This window comes from Marinobacter caseinilyticus (assembly GCF_011074955.1).
In the GTDB taxonomy this organism is placed as follows: Bacteria; Pseudomonadota; Gammaproteobacteria; order Pseudomonadales; family Oleiphilaceae; genus Marinobacter; species Marinobacter caseinilyticus.
The window spans coordinates 1-17,696 of record NZ_WUQJ01000035.1 but is presented as its reverse complement, the minus strand read 5'-3'; the positions used below and the strand labels follow the sequence as shown (position 1 = coordinate 17,696).

General features: G+C 53.8%; 13 protein-coding genes and 1 tRNA gene. All 14 read left to right on the top strand.

The window, feature by feature from the left end; translation table 11 throughout:
• Positions 1-1,196: elongation factor Tu (tuf, locus tag GRX64_RS18005; RefSeq protein WP_235937586.1), on the top strand; the 1,196-nt coding region annotated here is incomplete at its 5' end.
• Positions 1,197-1,218: 22 nt separating this feature from the next.
• A tRNA-Trp gene (locus tag GRX64_RS18000) sits at positions 1,219-1,294 on the top strand.
• A gap of 33 nt (positions 1,295-1,327) precedes the next feature.
• Positions 1,328-1,696, top strand: a complete 369-nt coding sequence (gene secE, locus GRX64_RS17995) for a preprotein translocase subunit SecE (protein WP_166269325.1) — start codon at positions 1,328-1,330, stop codon at positions 1,694-1,696.
• Positions 1,697-1,708: 12 nt separating this feature from the next.
• A complete protein-coding gene (nusG, locus tag GRX64_RS17990) occupies positions 1,709-2,242 on the top strand; it encodes a transcription termination/antitermination protein NusG (RefSeq protein WP_166269323.1) in 534 nt (177 codons plus the stop codon).
• Between the two features lie 100 nt (positions 2,243-2,342).
• Entirely contained in the window at positions 2,343-2,774 is a 432-nt protein-coding gene (gene rplK, locus GRX64_RS17985; protein WP_166269321.1) for a 50S ribosomal protein L11, read from the top strand.
• A 1-nt stretch (position 2,775) separates the two neighbouring features.
• Positions 2,776-3,474 (top strand): 50S ribosomal protein L1, encoded by a 699-nt coding sequence (gene rplA, locus GRX64_RS17980; RefSeq protein WP_166269319.1) that lies wholly within the window; start codon positions 2,776-2,778, stop codon positions 3,472-3,474.
• 214 nt (positions 3,475-3,688) lie between these two features.
• Positions 3,689-4,219, top strand: a complete 531-nt coding sequence (gene rplJ / locus GRX64_RS17975; RefSeq protein ID WP_166269318.1) for a 50S ribosomal protein L10 — start codon at positions 3,689-3,691, stop codon at positions 4,217-4,219.
• A 39-nt stretch (positions 4,220-4,258) separates the two neighbouring features.
• Positions 4,259-4,633, top strand: coding sequence for a 50S ribosomal protein L7/L12 (gene rplL / locus GRX64_RS17970; protein WP_166269316.1), 375 nt, complete (start codon positions 4,259-4,261; stop codon positions 4,631-4,633).
• Between the two features lie 242 nt (positions 4,634-4,875).
• Positions 4,876-8,952: a DNA-directed RNA polymerase subunit beta gene (rpoB, locus tag GRX64_RS17965; protein WP_166269314.1), complete on the top strand. Its 4,077-nt coding sequence runs from the start codon at positions 4,876-4,878 to the stop codon at positions 8,950-8,952.
• Positions 8,953-9,030: 78 nt separating this feature from the next.
• A complete protein-coding gene (gene rpoC, locus GRX64_RS17960; protein WP_166269312.1) occupies positions 9,031-13,239 on the top strand; it encodes a DNA-directed RNA polymerase subunit beta' in 4,209 nt (1,402 codons plus the stop codon).
• A 146-nt stretch (positions 13,240-13,385) separates the two neighbouring features.
• Complete coding sequence (gene rpsL / locus GRX64_RS17955; RefSeq protein ID WP_152208463.1) at positions 13,386-13,760, top strand: 30S ribosomal protein S12; 375 nt, start codon at positions 13,386-13,388, stop codon at positions 13,758-13,760.
• Positions 13,761-13,869: 109 nt separating this feature from the next.
• Entirely contained in the window at positions 13,870-14,340 is a 471-nt protein-coding gene (rpsG, locus tag GRX64_RS17950) for a 30S ribosomal protein S7 (protein WP_166269310.1), read from the top strand.
• Between the two features lie 18 nt (positions 14,341-14,358).
• Positions 14,359-16,464: an elongation factor G gene (gene fusA, locus GRX64_RS17945; protein WP_166269308.1), complete on the top strand. Its 2,106-nt coding sequence runs from the start codon at positions 14,359-14,361 to the stop codon at positions 16,462-16,464.
• 34 nt (positions 16,465-16,498) lie between these two features.
• Complete coding sequence (gene tuf / locus GRX64_RS17940) at positions 16,499-17,695, top strand: elongation factor Tu (protein ID WP_166263145.1); 1,197 nt, start codon at positions 16,499-16,501, stop codon at positions 17,693-17,695.
• Position 17,696 lies beyond the last annotated feature (1 nt).

Below are 17,696 nucleotides of genomic sequence, written 5' to 3'. Positions count from 1 at the left end.
TGTCTAAATCAAAGTTTGAACGTAAAAAGCCGCACCTGAACGTGGGCACGATTGGTCACGTTGACCATGGTAAGACGACTCTGACCGCAGCGCTGACGCGCGTGTGTCATGAAGTATGGGGCTCAGGTGAGCTGCGCGCATTCGATCAGATCGATAACGCACCGGAAGAGAAGGCGCGTGGTATCACCATCGCGACCTCCCACGTTGAGTACGACTCCCCAACGCGTCACTACGCACACGTTGACTGCCCAGGCCACGCCGATTATGTGAAGAACATGATCACCGGTGCGGCTCAGATGGACGGTGCTATTCTGGTGTGTTCCGCCGCTGACGGCCCGATGCCGCAGACCCGTGAGCACATCCTGCTGTCTCGTCAGGTTGGCGTGCCTTTCATCGTTGTGTTCCTGAACAAGGCGGACATGGTCGATGACGAAGAGCTGCTTGAGCTGGTCGAGATGGAAGTTCGTGATCTGCTGAGCCAGTACGACTTCCCGGGCGACGACACTCCGATCATTACCGGTTCGGCGCTGATGGCGTTGGAAGGTAAGGATGACAACGAAATGGGCACCACGGCTGTTAAGAAGCTGGTAGAGGCCCTGGACGATTACATCCCTGAGCCTGAGCGTGCGATCGATCAGCCGTTCCTAATGCCGATTGAGGATGTGTTCTCGATCTCTGGCCGTGGTACCGTTGTGACCGGTCGTGTAGAGCGCGGTATTGTCAAGGTTGGTGACGAAGTGGAAATCGTTGGTATCAAAGATACCGTGAAGACCACCTGCACCGGTGTTGAGATGTTCCGTAAGCTGCTTGACGAAGGTCGTGCGGGCGAGAACGTTGGTGTACTGTTGCGTGGTACCAAGCGTGACGACGTTGAGCGTGGTCAGGTTCTGTGCAAGCCAGGCAGCATCAAGCCGCATACGCGTTTTGAGTCAGAAATTTATGTACTGAGCAAAGAGGAAGGCGGTCGTCATACGCCGTTCTTCAAAGGATACCGTCCCCAGTTCTATTTCCGGACCACCGATGTGACCGGGTCATGTGAACTGCCGGAAGGTGTAGAGATGGTCATGCCTGGCGACAACGTTAAGTTGGACGTCACCCTGATTGCACCGATTGCAATGGAAGAAGGTCTGCGCTTCGCGATTCGCGAAGGTGGCCGTACCGTTGGTGCCGGGGTTGTTGCAAAGATCGTCGAGTAAGTGCGCTGAGTAGTTTCGGTGCAGGCCAGTAGCTCAATTGGCAGAGCAGCGGTCTCCAAAACCGCAGGTTGGGGGTTCGATTCCCTCCTGGCCTGCCATTTTTAAACTTCCGGATACATAAGCTGATTCCTATGGAGTCAAAAGCAGAAAGTGGAACCAGCCGGTTCGATAGTGTGAAGTGGTTGGTTGTCTTTGCATTGGTCGCCGTCGGTGTCGTCGGTAATCAGTATTTTAGCGCTGAATCCATCTTGTATCGGGTTCTTGGCTTGGTCGCGCTTGCAGTGGTCGCGACTTTGGTTGCCTTGCAGACTGATCGCGGGCGGCGATTTGCTGCCCTGCTGAAAGAGGCGCGGGTAGAGATCCGAAAGGTGGTTTGGCCTACCAGGCCGGAACTGATTCAGACAACGGTTATCGTTGTGGTGTTTGTTCTGGTGGTCGCGCTTCTTTTATGGGGTATGGACTCGCTGATCAGTTTTCTGGTCTCCGGATTTATCGGGTAACAGGAGTGGGCAATGGCTAAGCGCTGGTACGTCGTTCATGCGTATTCTGGCTACGAAAAGCACGTAATGCGCACTCTGAAAGAGCGTGTTGCGCTTAACGAGATGGAAGATCGTTTCGGTGAGATTCTCGTGCCAACGGAAGAAGTCGTTGAAATGCGAGATGGCAAAAAGCGCAAGAGCGAGCGCAAGTTTTACCCTGGTTATGTGCTTGTTCAGATGGAAATGGATGACGCAACCTGGCACTTGGTAAAGAACACGCCACGTGTGCTTGGTTTCATCGGTGGCACGAAAGATAAGCCGGCACCGATTACCGAAAAAGAGGCAGACGCGATTCTGCGCCGTGTTGAAAGCGGTGTTGATAAGCCCAAGCCGAAGACGTTGTTTGAGCCGGGCGAGATTGTTCGTGTCACTGAAGGGCCGTTCGCTGACTTTAATGGTGTCGTGGAAGAAGTTGATTACGACAAGAGTCGGGTCAAGGTCGCTGTTTTGATTTTCGGTCGTTCTACTCCGGTTGAACTGGAGTTTGGGCAGGTTGAAAAAGACTGACAGCGGTCAAAATGCTGATAGCTCGCGCACTTGAGTGACGCGGGCTTTTTGTGTCTCAAAAGGGGAGCCGTAAGGCGCTTGAACCCACCAGGAGAAAATCATGGCTAAGAAGATTGACGCCTATATCAAGCTTCAGGTTGCTGCCGGTAAGGCAAACCCGAGTCCGCCAGTTGGTCCAGCGTTGGGTCAGCGCGGTGTGAACATCATGGAATTTTGTAAGGCATTCAATGCCCAGACCCAGGATATGGAAGCTGGTCTGCCGATTCCTACCGTGATTACCGTCTACAGTGACCGTAGCTTCACGTTCATTACCAAGACGCCTCCTGCTCCGGTGTTGCTGAAAAAAGCAGCGGGCATCAAGAGTGGTTCAGGTCGTCCGAACACTGAGAAGGTCGGTACTGTTACGCGTGCCCAGCTTGAAGAAATCGCGAAGACTAAAGAGCCAGATCTGACGGCAGCCGATATGGACGCCGCCGTGCGTACGATCGCAGGAACAGCCCGCAGTATGGGCCTGAACGTGGAGGGTCTGTAAAATGGCTAAGCTAAGCAAACGTCAAAAGCTGATTGCTGAAAAAATCGATCCGACCCGCGCCTACTCCGTTGATGAGGCCGTTTCAGTGCTTATCGAATTGGGGCAGTCGGTCAAGTTCAAAGAATCCATTGATGTTGCTATCAACCTGGGTGTGGATGCGCGTAAATCCGACCAGGTTGTTCGCAGCAGCACGGTTCTTCCTAACGGTACAGGCAAAACCGTACGTGTTGCGGTGTTCACACAGGGTGCTAATGCTGAGAAAGCAACCGCAGCCGGTGCTGACATTGTAGGTATGGATGACCTGGCCGAAGAAGTGAAGAAAGGTAACATGGACTTTGATGTGGTTATTGCGACACCGGACGCCATGCGCGTTGTGGGTCAGCTCGGCCAGATCCTGGGTCCTCGTGGCCTGATGCCGAACCCGAAGGTCGGTACCGTTACCCCCGATGTTGAGACGGCGGTTAAAAACGCCAAGGCCGGTCAGGTTCGGTACAGAACTGACAAGAACGGTATTATTCATTCGCCGTTGGGTAATGTTGAATTTACTGCAGACGCGATCAAGGAAAACCTTGAGTCGTTGATTGCGGACCTGAAAAAAGCCAAGCCCTCGTCAGCGAAAGGCATTTACCTCAAAAAGGTAAGTCTGTCGTCAACGATGGGTCCTGGTTTAACTATCGATCAAAGCGCTCTTAATATCTGAGTGCTGGCAATCGATAGGTACTTTGTAGTCTAGGCGGAAGCCAAGGCTGTCAAAGACCGCAGGCCCCCGAGGTTCATTTGAGCCGCAAGGGTTAAAGCAACGCCTGCGCAGACGGTGTGAAGACGTTCTCTCTGAACCCAAACACCGTTAGGCGCCCGTAAGGGCAATGATGGGTTTGCTGGAAATGATTCCAGCGAAATCGAGGAGAAATCCAGTGGCAATTAGACTCGAAGACAAGAAAGCGATCGTCGCTGAAGTCAACGAGACTGCCGGTGGTGCTCTGTCCGTCGTACTGGCCGACTACCGTGGTGTCACCTCTGGTGACATGACGGCGTTGCGTGCGAAGGCTCGCGCTGAGCAGGTTCGTCTAAAGGTTGTTCGTAACAACCTAGCGAAACTGGCCGTCGTGGGTACCGAGTTCGAGTGCATCAAAGATGTGCTGGTTGGTCCGACTATTCTGGCGTTCTCAATGGAAGATCCAGGCGCGGCTGCGAGGCTGCTGAAGGATTTTGCAAAAGAGAAAGAGGCATTTGATATCAAAGGTTTGGCTGTTGGCGGTGAGCTGATGGGTGCAGACCAGATTGATCGCCTTGCCAAGCTTCCGACACGCCACGAGGCGTTAACGATGCTGGCCGCAGTGACACAGGCACCGATTACCAAGCTTGCGCGGACACTGAACGAAGTTCCTTCGAAAGTGACACGTGCTGTAGCGGCAGTTCGCGACCAGAAGCAAGATGCTGCTTGATTCTGTTGAACACCATATTTATTTTTTTGGGAGAAAGTCATGGCTCTGTCTAACGACGATATTTTGAATGCAATTTCTGAAATGAGCGTAATGGATGTTGTTGCGCTGGTTGAAGCAATGGAAGAAAAGTTCGGTGTATCTGCTGCAGCCGCAGTAGCTGCAGCGCCAGCTGCAGCCGGCGAAGCCGCTGCCGCAGAAGAGCAGACCGAATTTGATGTTATTTTGACCGGTCCTGGTGAGAAGAAAGTAAACGCTATCAAAGCGGTTCGTGAGCTGACAGGTCTTGGCCTGAAAGAAGCGAAGGAAATGGTTGATAGCGCGCCTTCCACCATCAAGGAAGCTGTCAGCAAAGACGACGCTGAAGCAGCTAAGAAGAAGCTTGAGGAAGCAGGCGCTTCAGTTGAGCTTAAGTAATAGCTCGCTGTTGATCGCAACCATGCCATAGGCGTGGACGGGCTGGTGGCCATGCGCCACCGGCCTTTTTCTGTTGTATATGCTATAGAGATGGTGGTCCAAATCTTGAAAGACAGCTATCGCTATAACCTACAGTCCGAGTCTTGTTCAAGACGGCGCAGTAAGCCGAGCAATTCGGCCCCGAAGCAGGAAAATGGTTGCTTCTTGATACCAGGTATCAGGTCTAAAGCTGGGGAATGCAGATGACTTACTCCTATACTGAGAAAAAGCGGATTCGCAAAGATTTTAGTAAATTGCCTTCCGTGATGGATGTCCCCTATTTGCTGTCTATTCAGCTGGATTCATATCGGGACTTCCTGCAAATGGAAGCGGCTGCGGATGCCCGCCAGGAAACTGGCCTGCACGCAGCATTCAAATCCGTATTCCCGATTGTCAGTTATTCTGGCAATGCGGCACTCGAATACGTGAGTTACCGCATTGGAGAGCCGGTATTTGATGTCAAGGAATGCCAGCTACGGGGTGTGACGTATGCAGCGCCGCTGCGGGTTAAAGTGCGTCTAATAATTTACGACAAGGAATCGTCGAATAAAGCGATCAAGGACATCAAGGAGCAGGAAGTCTACATGGGCGAAATGCCCCTGATGACCGAGAACGGCACCTTTGTTGTCAATGGTACCGAACGGGTTATTGTTTCCCAGTTGCACCGGTCGCCGGGCGTGTTCTTTGATCACGACAAAGGCAAGACCCACTCCTCCGGGAAGTTGCTCTATTCTGCGCGGGTTATTCCTTACCGCGGTTCCTGGCTCGATTTTGAATTCGATCCAAAGGACTGCGTGTTTGTTCGTATCGATCGGCGTCGTAAGCTGCCGGCATCGATTCTTCTGCGTGCATTGAGCTTCACCTCCGAGCAAATGCTCGAGATGTTCTTTGATACCAGTAAGTTCCGTATCGGTGCTGAAACCTGCAAGCTGGAGCTGGTTCCCAGCCGCTTGCGTGGTGATATCGCGACGTTCGATATTAAAGATAAAGATGGCAGTGTCATCGCCGAAGAAGGTCGTCGAATCACAGCGCGTCATATCCGTCAGCTTGAAAAGTCTGGTATGACCGAGTTGGAAGTTCCGACCGAGTATCTATACGGTCGCGTACTGGCCCGTGACATGATCGACACCAAGTCCGGTGAAGTGCTGGTTGAGTGCAATACCGAGCTTACCGACGAAATAGTCGAAAAAGTGCTGGCAGCAGGTATCGATGAAATTGATACCCTGTACACAAACGATCTCGACTGTGGCCCGTTTATGTCGGATACACTTCGTATCGATCCGACGCGGACCCCGCTGGAAGCGCTGGTTGAGATTTACCGCATGATGCGTCCGGGCGAGCCCCCGACCAAAGAGTCGGCGGAAAATCTGTTCAACAACCTGTTCTTCTCGGAAGAGCGCTACGATCTGTCGTCGGTCGGCCGAATGAAGCTGAACCGCCGTCTGGGGCGCGAAGAAAGCACCGGTGCGGGTATCCTGACCAACGATGACATCATTGATGTTCTTAAGACGCTGATCAATATCCGTAACGGCCAGGGCAATGTCGATGACATTGACAACCTGGGTAATCGCCGTATTCGCTCTGTAGGCGAAATGGCTGAGAACCAGTTCCGTGTTGGTCTCGTTCGTGTTGAGCGTGCGGTGCGTGAACGGTTGAGCCTGGCTGAAAGTGAAGGCTTGATGCCACAGGATCTCATCAATGCCAAGCCTGTAGCGGCGGCTGTCAAAGAATTCTTTGGCTCCAGTCAGCTGTCTCAGTTTATGGATCAGAACAACCCGCTGTCGGAAGTCACTCACAAGCGCCGTGTGTCAGCACTCGGCCCCGGTGGTTTGACCCGTGAGCGTGCGGGCTTTGAGGTTCGAGACGTTCACCCGACGCATTATGGCCGGGTTTGTCCAATCGAGACGCCGGAAGGTCCGAACATCGGTCTGATCAACTCGCTGGCCACCTATGCCCGCACCAACTCCTACGGATTCCTTGAGAGCCCGTACCGGAAGGTTATTGCCGGTAAGGTGACGGATGAGATTGTTTACCTCTCAGCTATTGAGGAAAGCAACTTCATCATCGCACAGGCGAGCGCCGCGGTTGATGAAGACAACCGTCTGGTTGACGAGCTGGTTACTGTTCGGCACCAGAACGAGTTTACTGTAACACCGCCAGAGAACGTGAATTTCAAGGACGTGTCGCCGCGCCAGGTAGTCTCGGTTGCTGCGTCACTCATTCCGTTCCTTGAGCACGATGATGCTAACCGGGCGCTGATGGGCTCGAACATGCAGCGTCAGGCCGTACCGACCCTGCGTGCTGACAAGCCGCTGGTGGGTACTGGGATTGAGCGCATAGTGGCGCAGGATTCCGGCGTCTGTGTGACCGCCCGTCGCGGCGGCGTGGTAGAGAGTGTGGATGCGGCTCGTATCGTTATTCGGGTGAATAACGAAGAGACCGCCGCCGGTGACGCCGGCGTTGATATCTACAATTTGACCAAGTACACCCGTTCAAACCAGAACACGTGCATCAATCAGCGCTCGATCGTCAAGCAAGGCGATGGAATTGCCCGCGGTGATGTCCTGGCAGACGGGCCGTCGGTCGATCTGGGTGAGCTGGCCTTGGGCCAGAACATGCGGATCGCGTTCATGCCCTGGAATGGTTACAACTTTGAGGATTCCATTCTGGTCTCTGAAAAAGTGGTCCAGGAAGATCGCTTCACCACGATTCACATCCAGGAACTGACCTGTGTTGCTCGTGACACCAAGTTGGGCAGCGAAGAGATCACCGCGGATATCCCGAACGTTGGCGAAAGCGCGCTGTCGAAGCTGGATGAGTCGGGTATTGTTTACATCGGTGCCGAAGTTGGTCCGGGCGACATTCTGGTGGGCAAGGTTACACCGAAAGGTGAAACCCAGTTGACGCCAGAAGAGAAACTCCTGCGTGCAATCTTTGGTGAGAAGGCCTCGGACGTTAAAGATACGTCCAGCCGGGTGTCCACCGGTACCCATGGTACCGTGATCGATGTTCAGGTGTTTACACGCGACGGCATCGAAAAAGACCAGCGGGCACTGGCGATTGAAAAAGAGCAGCTCGACAAGTACCGGAAGGACCTGAAAGACGAATATCGTATTGTCGCAGGCGCCACATTTGAACGACTGACCAGCGCTTTGAGCGGGCAGGAAGTCATCAGTGGCCCGGGTCTCAAGAAAGGCGCCAAGCTTGATGAAGCCTTCCTGGCAGATTTGCCGCGGGAAGATTGGTTCAAGCTACGCCTGAAAGACGACGGTTTGAACGAGTTGCTCGAGAAGTCAGAGCAGGGTCTTGAAGACCGTAAGAAAGACCATGAAGCACGTTTTGACGATAAAAGACGCAAGCTGCAGCAAGGTGATGATCTGGCGCCAGGCGTTCTCAAGATCGTTAAGGTGTACCTGGCTATCAAGCGTCGTATCCAGCCAGGTGACAAGATGGCAGGTCGTCATGGTAACAAGGGTGTTATTTCCGCGGTTATGCCCGTGGAGGACATGCCCTATGACGAGCAGGGTAATCCAGTCGACATCGTGTTGAACCCGTTGGGTGTGCCATCTCGTATGAACGTTGGTCAGGTGCTTGAAACACACCTGGGTGCTGCCGCGAAAGGTTTGGGGCACAAAATCAACGGGATGCTGGAAGCGCAGCGCAAGATCACCGACATTCGCGATTTGCTTGATCAGATCTACAATCACAGCGACGAAGTCAATCGGGTTGATCTCGACAGTCTGTCCGATGCTGAGATTATGGAACTGGCGGATAATCTTCGCGGTGGCGTGCCAATGGCAACAGCCGTGTTCGATGGTGCCAAGGAATCCGAAGTTAAGCGTATGCTGGAACTGGCTGACATGGACACCAGCGGTCAGATCAAGCTGTACGATGGCCGTACTGGTGACACCTTTGATCGTCCTGTTACCGTCGGATATATGTACGTGCTGAAGCTGAACCATTTGATCGACGACAAGATGCACGCTCGTTCGACTGGTTCGTACAGTCTCGTTACCCAGCAGCCGCTGGGTGGTAAGGCGCAGTTCGGTGGCCAGCGCTTCGGTGAGATGGAAGTGTGGGCTCTTGAGGCCTACGGTGCGGCGTATACGCTGCAGGAAATGCTCACCGTTAAGTCTGATGATGTGAACGGTCGGACCAAGATGTATAAGAATATTGTCGATGGTGATCATCGGATGGAGCCGGGCATGCCCGAATCCTTCAACGTTCTTATTAAAGAAATCCGCTCGCTGGGTATCGACATCGAGCTGGAATCTGACTGAGCCGAATTGTTTTTTGGCAGCGTGAGCGGGCACCGTTAGGTGTCCGCCCGAGATTAACGCCATCCGGAGCTGTTACTGATGAAAGATTTACTGAATCTTCTCAAGAGCCAGAACCAGAAGCAGGACTTTGATGCCATCCGTATTGGATTGGCATCCCCTGATATGATTCGCTCATGGTCCTTTGGTGAAGTTAAAAAACCAGAGACCATTAATTACCGTACGTTCAAACCTGAGCGTGACGGCCTTTTTTGTGCAAAAATTTTCGGCCCTATCAAAGACTATGAGTGCTTGTGCGGTAAGTACAAACGCCTCAAGCACCGTGGTGTGATTTGTGAAAAGTGCGGCGTTGAAGTCGCACTGGCCAGCGTTCGCCGCGAACGTATGGGCCATATTGAGCTGGCAAGTCCAGTTGCTCACATATGGTTCCTGAAGTCGCTGCCCTCCCGTATCGGTTTGATGCTGGACATGACGCTGCGCGATATTGAGCGAGTGCTCTATTTCGAGTCGTTTATTGTTATCGACCCGGGAATGACCACGCTTGAACGCGGCCAACTGCTGAACGACGAGCAGTACTATGAAGCATTGGAAGAGTTTGGTGACGAGTTCGACGCCCGCATGGGTGCCGAGGCGGTCAAGGCGTTGCTGGAAGATATTGATCTCCAGGAAGCGGTTGACGGCCTGCGGGAAGAGATTCCGCAGACCAACTCCGAAACCAAGATCAAGAAGTTCAGCAAGCGCCTGAAGATCCTTGAAGCGTTCCTTAACTCTGGTAACCGTCCTGGCGACATGATCATGACGGTGCTTCCGGTATTGCCGCCAGATCTCCGGCCACTGGTTCCGTTGGACGGCGGGCGCTTTGCGACCTCTGACCTGAACGACCTTTACCGTCGTGTGATCAACCGTAACAACCGCCTCAAACGGTTGCTGGAGCTGAATGCGCCGGACATTATTGTCCGCAATGAAAAGCGCATGCTGCAGGAAGCGGTTGACGCTTTGCTGGATAATGGCCGTCGCGGTCGTGCTATCACCGGTACCAATAAGCGTCCGTTGAAGTCGTTGGCCGACATGATCAAGGGCAAGCAAGGTCGCTTCCGTCAGAACCTGCTGGGTAAGCGGGTGGACTACTCGGGCCGGTCGGTCATTGTAGTGGGTCCTTACCTGCGGCTGCACCAGTGTGGTCTGCCCAAGAAAATGGGGCTAGAGCTATTCAAGCCATTCATCTTTGCCAAGCTTGAGCATCGTGGCCTCGCCACGACCATCAAAGCGGCTAAGAAGATGGTTGAGCGCGAAGAAGCGGTCGTCTGGGACATCCTCGACGAAGTTATTCGCGAGCACCCGATCATGCTAAACCGGGCACCGACCCTTCACCGTCTGGGTATCCAGGCGTTTGAGCCGGTGTTGATTGAAGGTAAGGCGATCCAGTTGCACCCATTGGTTTGTGCGGCTTACAACGCTGACTTCGACGGCGACCAGATGGCCGTTCACGTGCCGCTGACCATTGAGGCACAGCTTGAAGCTCGTGCGTTGATGATGTCGACGAACAACGTGCTATCGCCCGCGAACGGTGAGCCTATCATCGTACCTTCCCAGGATGTGGTGCTGGGTCTGTATTACATGACCCGTGAGCGAAAGAACGCCAAGGGTGAAGGCATGGTGTTTTCGGACACCAAAGAGGTACATCGGGCGTATGGCGCCCGGAAGGTAGATCTTCAGGCCTCAATCAAGGTTCGGGTTAAAGAAGTCCGCGCCGGCGATAGTGGCGACAAGACCGAGCATTACAACATTGTCGACACAACGGTCGGTCGAGCACTGCTTTTTGACGTAGTTCCGGACGGCATGCCGTTTGATATCGTCAACCGGCCGATGGTGAAGAAAGCGATCTCGAACCTGATCAACGTGTGTTACAGAACGGTTGGTCTGAAAGAATCGGTTATTTTCGCTGATCAGTTGATGTACACCGGTTTCCATTACGCCACAGTGTCAGGTACGTCGATTGGTGTGAACGATTTTGAGATTCCTCCTGAGAAGTACGAGATGGTCGAGGCGGCCGAGGACGAAGTCAAGGAAATTGAAACCCAGTACGCGTCGGGTCTGCTGACCCAGGGCGAGAAGTACAACAAGGTTATCGATATCTGGTCCCGTGCCAACGATAAAGTATCGAAGGCCATGATGGAGCGCCTGTCCAAAGAACAGGTCATCGGGCCTGACGGCAAGCCCGTCAAGGGCGAGGATGGCGAGTACCTGATGCAGGAGTCGTTCAACTCGGTTTACATGATGGCCGATTCGGGCGCGCGGGGTTCCGCTGCCCAGATCCGTCAGCTGGCCGGTATGCGAGGCCTGATGGCCAAGCCGGATGGCTCCATCATCGAAACACCGATCACGGCGAACTTCCGTGAAGGGCTGAACGTACTTCAGTACTTTATTTCGACCCACGGTGCTCGTAAGGGTCTGGCCGATACCGCGCTTAAGACAGCGAACTCAGGTTACCTGACGCGCCGTCTGGTGGATGTATCCCAGGATCTGGTTGTGACCGAGGTTGATTGTGGCACCAGTGAAGGTCTGCTGATGACGCCGCACATCGAAGGTGGCGACGTGGTTGTGCCGCTGGGTGATCGGGTCCTTGGCCGTGTTACGGCTCGAGACGTGTTCACGCCGACCGATAAAGACAATGCGGTGGTTGCGGCCGGTACCCTGCTTGATGAAACAACCATTGAGATGGTTGAGCGAGCGGGTGTGGATGAAATCTGGGTTCGATCAACCATCAGCTGTGACACCAAGCACGGTGTCTGTGCAAGCTGTTATGGTCGCGATCTGGCTCGCGGGCACCTGGTCAACGTGGGTGAAGCCGTCGGTGTTATCGCGGCCCAGTCCATCGGTGAGCCGGGCACCCAGCTGACCATGCGGACGTTCCACATCGGTGGTGCGGCAAGTCGGGCATCGGCAGTCGATAATATTCAGGTTAAGCATGGCGGTACTGTCCGGCTGCACAACTTGAAGTCGATCGAAAGAACCGATGGTAGCCTGGTTGTAGTTTCCCGCTCGTCCGCGCTTGCGGTTGCGGATGACCAAGGGCGTGAGCGTGAATGGTACAAGTTGCCATACGGCGCCATGTTGTCGGTAAAGCACGGTGACAGCGTGGAAGCCGGTGCCTCGGTTGCGAAATGGGATCCCCATACGCACCCGATCATCGCGGAAGGTGTGGGTACGGCTCAGTTTGTCGGCATGGATCAGGGCATAACAGTCCGGACCCAAACTGATGAGCTCACTGGCCTGTCAACGGTGCAGGTGATCGATCAGAAGGAGCGTCCAGCGGCCGGTAAGGATATCCGTCCAATGGTTCAGCTGCTGGATGAAAAGGGCGACGAAGTAGTGTTGCCCGGCGGTGGCCCTGCGCAGTTCTTCTTGCCCGCTAACGCACTGATTACCATCAATAATGGCGGTAAGGTGGCGTTGGGTGATGTGGTTGCCCGTATTCCGCAGGCGAGCTCGAAGACTCGGGACATCACGGGTGGTTTGCCTCGTGTTGCTGACTTGTTTGAGGCGCGTCGTCCGAAAGAGCCTTCGATTCTCGCCGAGATCAGTGGCGTCGTGTCGTTTGGTAAGGAAACCAAGGGCAAGAAGCGTCTGGTTATTACACCGAGAGAAGGCGATGTCTACGAGGTTCTGATTCCGAAGTGGCGTCAGCTCAACGTGTTCGAAGGCGAAACGGTTGAACGCGGTGAGGTGATCTCCGATGGGCCGTCCAACCCGCACGACATTCTTCGTCTGTTGGGTGTGGTTGAGTTGGCGAAGTACATCACCAACGAAATCCAGGATGTATATCGCCTGCAAGGTGTTGTGATAAACGACAAGCACATTGAAGTTATCGTGCGTCAGATGTTGCGCAAAGTTGAGATCACCGACGCTGGAGAGACTGGCTTTCTGGGTGGTGATACTGTCCAGTATCATCAGTTTATTGAGGCCAACCAAGCAGCGGTTGCAGCGGACAAGCAACCGGCTAAATGTGAGCGTCTGCTCATGGGTATCACCAAGTCGTCGCTGGCAACCGAGTCGTTTATCTCGGCAGCGTCGTTCCAGGAGACTACACGCGTTCTCACCGAAGGCGCGGTCACTGGCAAGCGCGACTATCTCCGCGGTTTGAAAGAAAACGTGGTCGTTGGTCGTTTGATACCGGCCGGTACCGGCTTGGCATACCATGCGGAACGCCGCCGTAAACGTGACCTGGAGCAGCAGGGTGTGACGGCGGAAGACGTAGCGGAAGCATTGAGCGCCGAGCTCAACCGATAACCGACCCCCGGTTATTACTGACCGGGAGTTGGTTAAAAAGAAATCAGTCATCTTGACTGACAAGGGGCGCAGGCTTACACTTGCGTCCCTTAAATTTTGCCCTCCGGGGTAATATTCAATGATCCAGTTTTTTGGAGTTTGCTTACATGGCAACGATTAATCAGTTGGTACGTAAGCCTCGTAAACGCAAAGCGGCAAAAAGCGACGTTCCGGCGCTGCAAAGCTGCCCGCAGCGTCGGGGTGTGTGCACTCGTGTATACACAACTACGCCGAAGAAGCCGAACTCAGCACTCCGTAAGGTTTGCCGGGTGCGTCTGACGAACGGTTACGAGGTTTCATCTTATATTGGTGGTGAGGGTCACAACCTACAGGAGCACAGCGTAGTGCTGATCCGTGGCGGTCGAGTAAAAGACCTTCCGGGTGTGCGCTATCACACTGTTCGCGGAACACTGGACACCCAAGGTGTACAGAACCGTAAGCAGGGCCGCTCCAAGTACGGTGCTAAACGACCCAAGTCCTGATGTCCCTAGCGGGTATCTTTTATCGTTGCCATTAACGGTAAGAGTAAGGCTGAGTAGCTGATGCTATCTCAGGGGTTCCTGAAGACCTTTTGATAATAAGGGCTTATCGATGCCTAGAAGAAGAGTTGCAGCAAAACGGGACATTATCCCGGATCCGAAATTTCACAGCCAGCGGCTGGCCAAATTCATCAACCACGTGATGGAAAGTGGCAAGAAGTCCGTTGCAGAGCGCATTGTTTATGGCGCGCTCGATATTGTAGCTGAGAAATCCAAAGAAGAGCCGATCGACATGTTCGAAAAGGCCCTGGAAAACATCCAGCCGATGGTCGAGGTTAAGTCCCGTCGTGTGGGTGGTGCTACCTACCAGGTGCCTGTTGAAGTGCGTCCTTCTCGTCAGAATGCGCTGGCTATGCGTTGGCTCGTAGAATTTTCACGGAAGCGCGGTGAAAAGTCCATGGCGCAGCGTCTCGCAGGAGAAATCCTGGATGCCGCTGATAGCAAGGGCTCCGCTGTTAAGAAGCGCGAAGACGTTCATCGCATGGCAGAAGCCAACAAGGCTTTCTCTCACTTCCGTTTCTAACAAGCTGAGGTTTACACAGTGGCACGCAAGACTCCAATTAAGCGATACAGAAATATTGGTATTTGTGCGCACGTAGATGCGGGCAAAACCACCACCACCGAGCGGGTCCTGTTCTATACAGGTATTTCCCACAAGATCGGTGAAGTTCACGATGGCGCAGCCACCATGGACTGGATGGAGCAGGAGCAGGAGCGAGGCATCACTATTACCTCCGCTGCGACGACCTGTTTCTGGAGTGGTATGGACAAGCAGTACCCGGAACATCGTATCAATATCATTGATACACCGGGACACGTTGACTTCACCATCGAAGTGGAGCGTTCGCTCCGGGTTCTCGATGGTGCGGTTGTGGTGTTCTGTGGTTCTTCCGGTGTTGAGCCGCAGTCTGAGACTGTTTGGCGTCAGGCCAACAAGTACGAAGTTCCTCGCATGGTGTTCGTCAACAAGATGGACCGTGCTGGTGCGAACTTCCTGCGTGTGGTTGACCAGATCAAGGCCCGCCTGGGCGCAACTCCGGTTCCGATTCAGCTGCCTATCGGCGCTGAGGAAGATTTTAAGGGTGTAATTGATCTTATTCGAATGCAAGCCATCTACTGGAATGAAGAAGATTCCGGGATGACGTACGACGAACGCGAAATTCCTGCTGAAATGGCAGAAGAGTGCGCTTTGTATCGTGAGCAAATGGTTGAAGCTGCGGCCGAAGCCAATGAAGAGCTCATGAACAAGTACCTCGAGGGTGGTGAGCTAACCAACGATGAGATCAAGAAAGGTCTTCGCCTGCGTACGTTGGCGAATGAAATCGTTCTGGCAACCTGTGGTTCGGCGTTCAAGAACAAAGGTGTTCAGGCGGTTCTCGACGCAGTGATCGAATTCCTGCCGGCGCCGGATGAAGTTAAACCGATTCATGGCATCGTTGACGAAGACGGTACCGAAGAGATTCGTCCAGCTGATGACAGTGCGCCGTTCTCTGCTCTGGCTTTCAAGATTGCGACTGACCCATTCGTGGGGACACTGACCTTCTTCCGGGTTTACTCGGGCAAGCTGGAATCGGGCCAGGCTGTTTATAACTCGGTCAAGCAAAAGAAAGAGCGCGTTGGCCGTATGGTTCAGATGCACTCCAAGGACCGCCAGGAAATCAAAGAAGTTCTGGCTGGTGACATTGCTGCTGCAATCGGTCTGAAGAGCGTAACAACAGGTGATACCCTGTGTGCGGAAAACGCCAAGATCATCCTTGAAAAAATGGAGTTCCCGGAGCCCGTTATATCGGTTGCTGTCGAGCCCAAGTCGAAGGCGGATCAGGAGAAGATGGGTGTTGCGCTGGGCAAGCTGGCTCAGGAAGATCCTTCATTCCGTGTGCGCACTGACGAAGAGTCTGGCCAGACGATTATTTCTGGGATGGGTGAGTTGCACCTGGACATCATCGTTGACCGTATGCGCCGTGAATTCAAGGTTGAGGCAAACATTGGTAAGCCTCAGGTAGCCTATCGCGAGTGTATTCGTAAGTCTGTTGATGTTGAGGGTAAGTTTGTACGTCAGTCAGGCGGTCGTGGTCAGTACGGTCATGTTCACGTCAGGCTTGAGCCGCTACCACTGGACGACGAAGACGGAGCGAATTTCATCTTCGTAAACGAAATTGTTGGTGGTGCTGTTCCGAAGGAATATATTCCGGCGGTACAGCAGGGCATCCACGAGCAGATGCAGAATGGCGTCCTCGCAGGTTACCCATTGCTGCGAATCAAAGCGACACTTCACGACGGTTCCTATCACGATGTGGACTCCAATGAAATGGCGTTCAAGATCGCGGGTTCCATGGCAATGAAGAAGGGTGCTCTTGAAGCAAGCCCGGCACTGCTTGAGCCGTTGATGAAAGTAGAGGTCATTACGCCTGAGGATTACATGGGCGACGTAGTAGGTGACCTTAACCGTCGTCGCGGTCTGATTTCAGGTATGGACGACGGCGTAGCGGGCAAAATTGTCCGCGCAGAAGTTCCGTTGTCGGAGATGTTCGGTTATGCCACGGACCTGCGTTCAGCAACACAGGGGCGGGCGTCTTACACGATGGAGTTCTCCAGATATATGGAAGCACCTTCGAACATTGCCGAAGCGATCATGAAAAAGGGTTGATTCCCAGACTTAAGAAACAGGAAGAGGTATAACCGTGTCTAAATCAAAGTTTGAACGTAAAAAGCCGCACCTGAACGTGGGCACGATTGGTCACGTTGACCATGGTAAGACGACTCTGACCGCAGCGCTGACGCGCGTGTGTCATGAAGTATGGGGCTCAGGTGAGCTGCGCGCATTCGATCAGATCGATAACGCACCGGAAGAGAAGGCGCGTGGTATCACCATCGCGACCTCCCACGTTGAGTACGACTCCCCAACGCGTCACTACGCACACGTTGACTGCCCAGGCCACGCCGATTATGTGAAGAACATGATCACCGGTGCGGCTCAGATGGACGGTGCTATTCTGGTGTGTTCCGCCGCTGACGGCCCGATGCCGCAGACCCGTGAGCACATCCTGCTGTCTCGTCAGGTTGGCGTGCCTTTCATCGTTGTGTTCCTGAACAAGGCGGACATGGTCGATGACGAAGAGCTGCTTGAGCTGGTCGAGATGGAAGTTCGTGATCTGCTGAGCCAGTACGACTTCCCGGGCGACGACACTCCGATCATTACCGGTTCGGCGCTGATGGCGTTGGAAGGTAAGGATGACAACGAAATGGGCACCACGGCTGTTAAGAAGCTGGTAGAGGCCCTGGACGATTACATCCCTGAGCCTGAGCGTGCGATCGATCAGCCGTTCCTAATGCCGATTGAGGATGTGTTCTCGATCTCTGGCCGTGGTACCGTTGTGACCGGTCGTGTAGAGCGCGGTATTGTCAAGGTTGGTGACGAAGTGGAAATCGTTGGTATCAAAGATACCGTGAAGACCACCTGCACCGGTGTTGAGATGTTCCGTAAGCTGCTTGACGAAGGTCGTGCGGGCGAGAACGTTGGTGTACTGTTGCGTGGTACCAAGCGTGACGACGTTGAGCGTGGTCAGGTTCTGTGCAAGCCAGGCAGCATCAAGCCGCATACGCGTTTTGAGTCAGAAATTTATGTACTGAGCAAAGAGGAAGGCGGTCGTCATACGCCGTTCTTCAAAGGATACCGTCCCCAGTTCTATTTCCGGACCACCGATGTGACCGGGTCATGTGAACTGCCGGAAGGTGTAGAGATGGTCATGCCTGGCGACAACGTTAAGTTGGACGTCACCCTGATTGCACCGATTGCAATGGAAGAAGGTCTGCGCTTCGCGATTCGCGAAGGTGGCCGTACCGTTGGTGCCGGGGTTGTTGCAAAGATCGTCGAGTAAG

What these genes read in the sequence shown, in the direction of transcription:
- nusG (WP_166269323.1), top strand. Translation starts at nt 1,709, where the DNA reads ATGGCTAAGCGCTGGTACGTCGTTCATGCGTATTCTGGCTACGAAAAG.
- rpsL (WP_152208463.1), top strand. Translation starts at nt 13,386, where the DNA reads ATGGCAACGATTAATCAGTTGGTACGTAAGCCTCGTAAACGCAAAGCG.
- rplA (WP_166269319.1), top strand. Translation starts at nt 2,776, where the DNA reads ATGGCTAAGCTAAGCAAACGTCAAAAGCTGATTGCTGAAAAAATCGAT.
- secE (WP_166269325.1), top strand. Translation starts at nt 1,328, where the DNA reads ATGGAGTCAAAAGCAGAAAGTGGAACCAGCCGGTTCGATAGTGTGAAG.
- rplK (WP_166269321.1), top strand. Translation starts at nt 2,343, where the DNA reads ATGGCTAAGAAGATTGACGCCTATATCAAGCTTCAGGTTGCTGCCGGT.
- rplL (WP_166269316.1), top strand. Translation starts at nt 4,259, where the DNA reads ATGGCTCTGTCTAACGACGATATTTTGAATGCAATTTCTGAAATGAGC.
- rpoB (WP_166269314.1), top strand. Translation starts at nt 4,876, where the DNA reads ATGACTTACTCCTATACTGAGAAAAAGCGGATTCGCAAAGATTTTAGT.
- rpsG (WP_166269310.1), top strand. Translation starts at nt 13,870, where the DNA reads ATGCCTAGAAGAAGAGTTGCAGCAAAACGGGACATTATCCCGGATCCG.
- rpoC (WP_166269312.1), top strand. Translation starts at nt 9,031, where the DNA reads ATGAAAGATTTACTGAATCTTCTCAAGAGCCAGAACCAGAAGCAGGAC.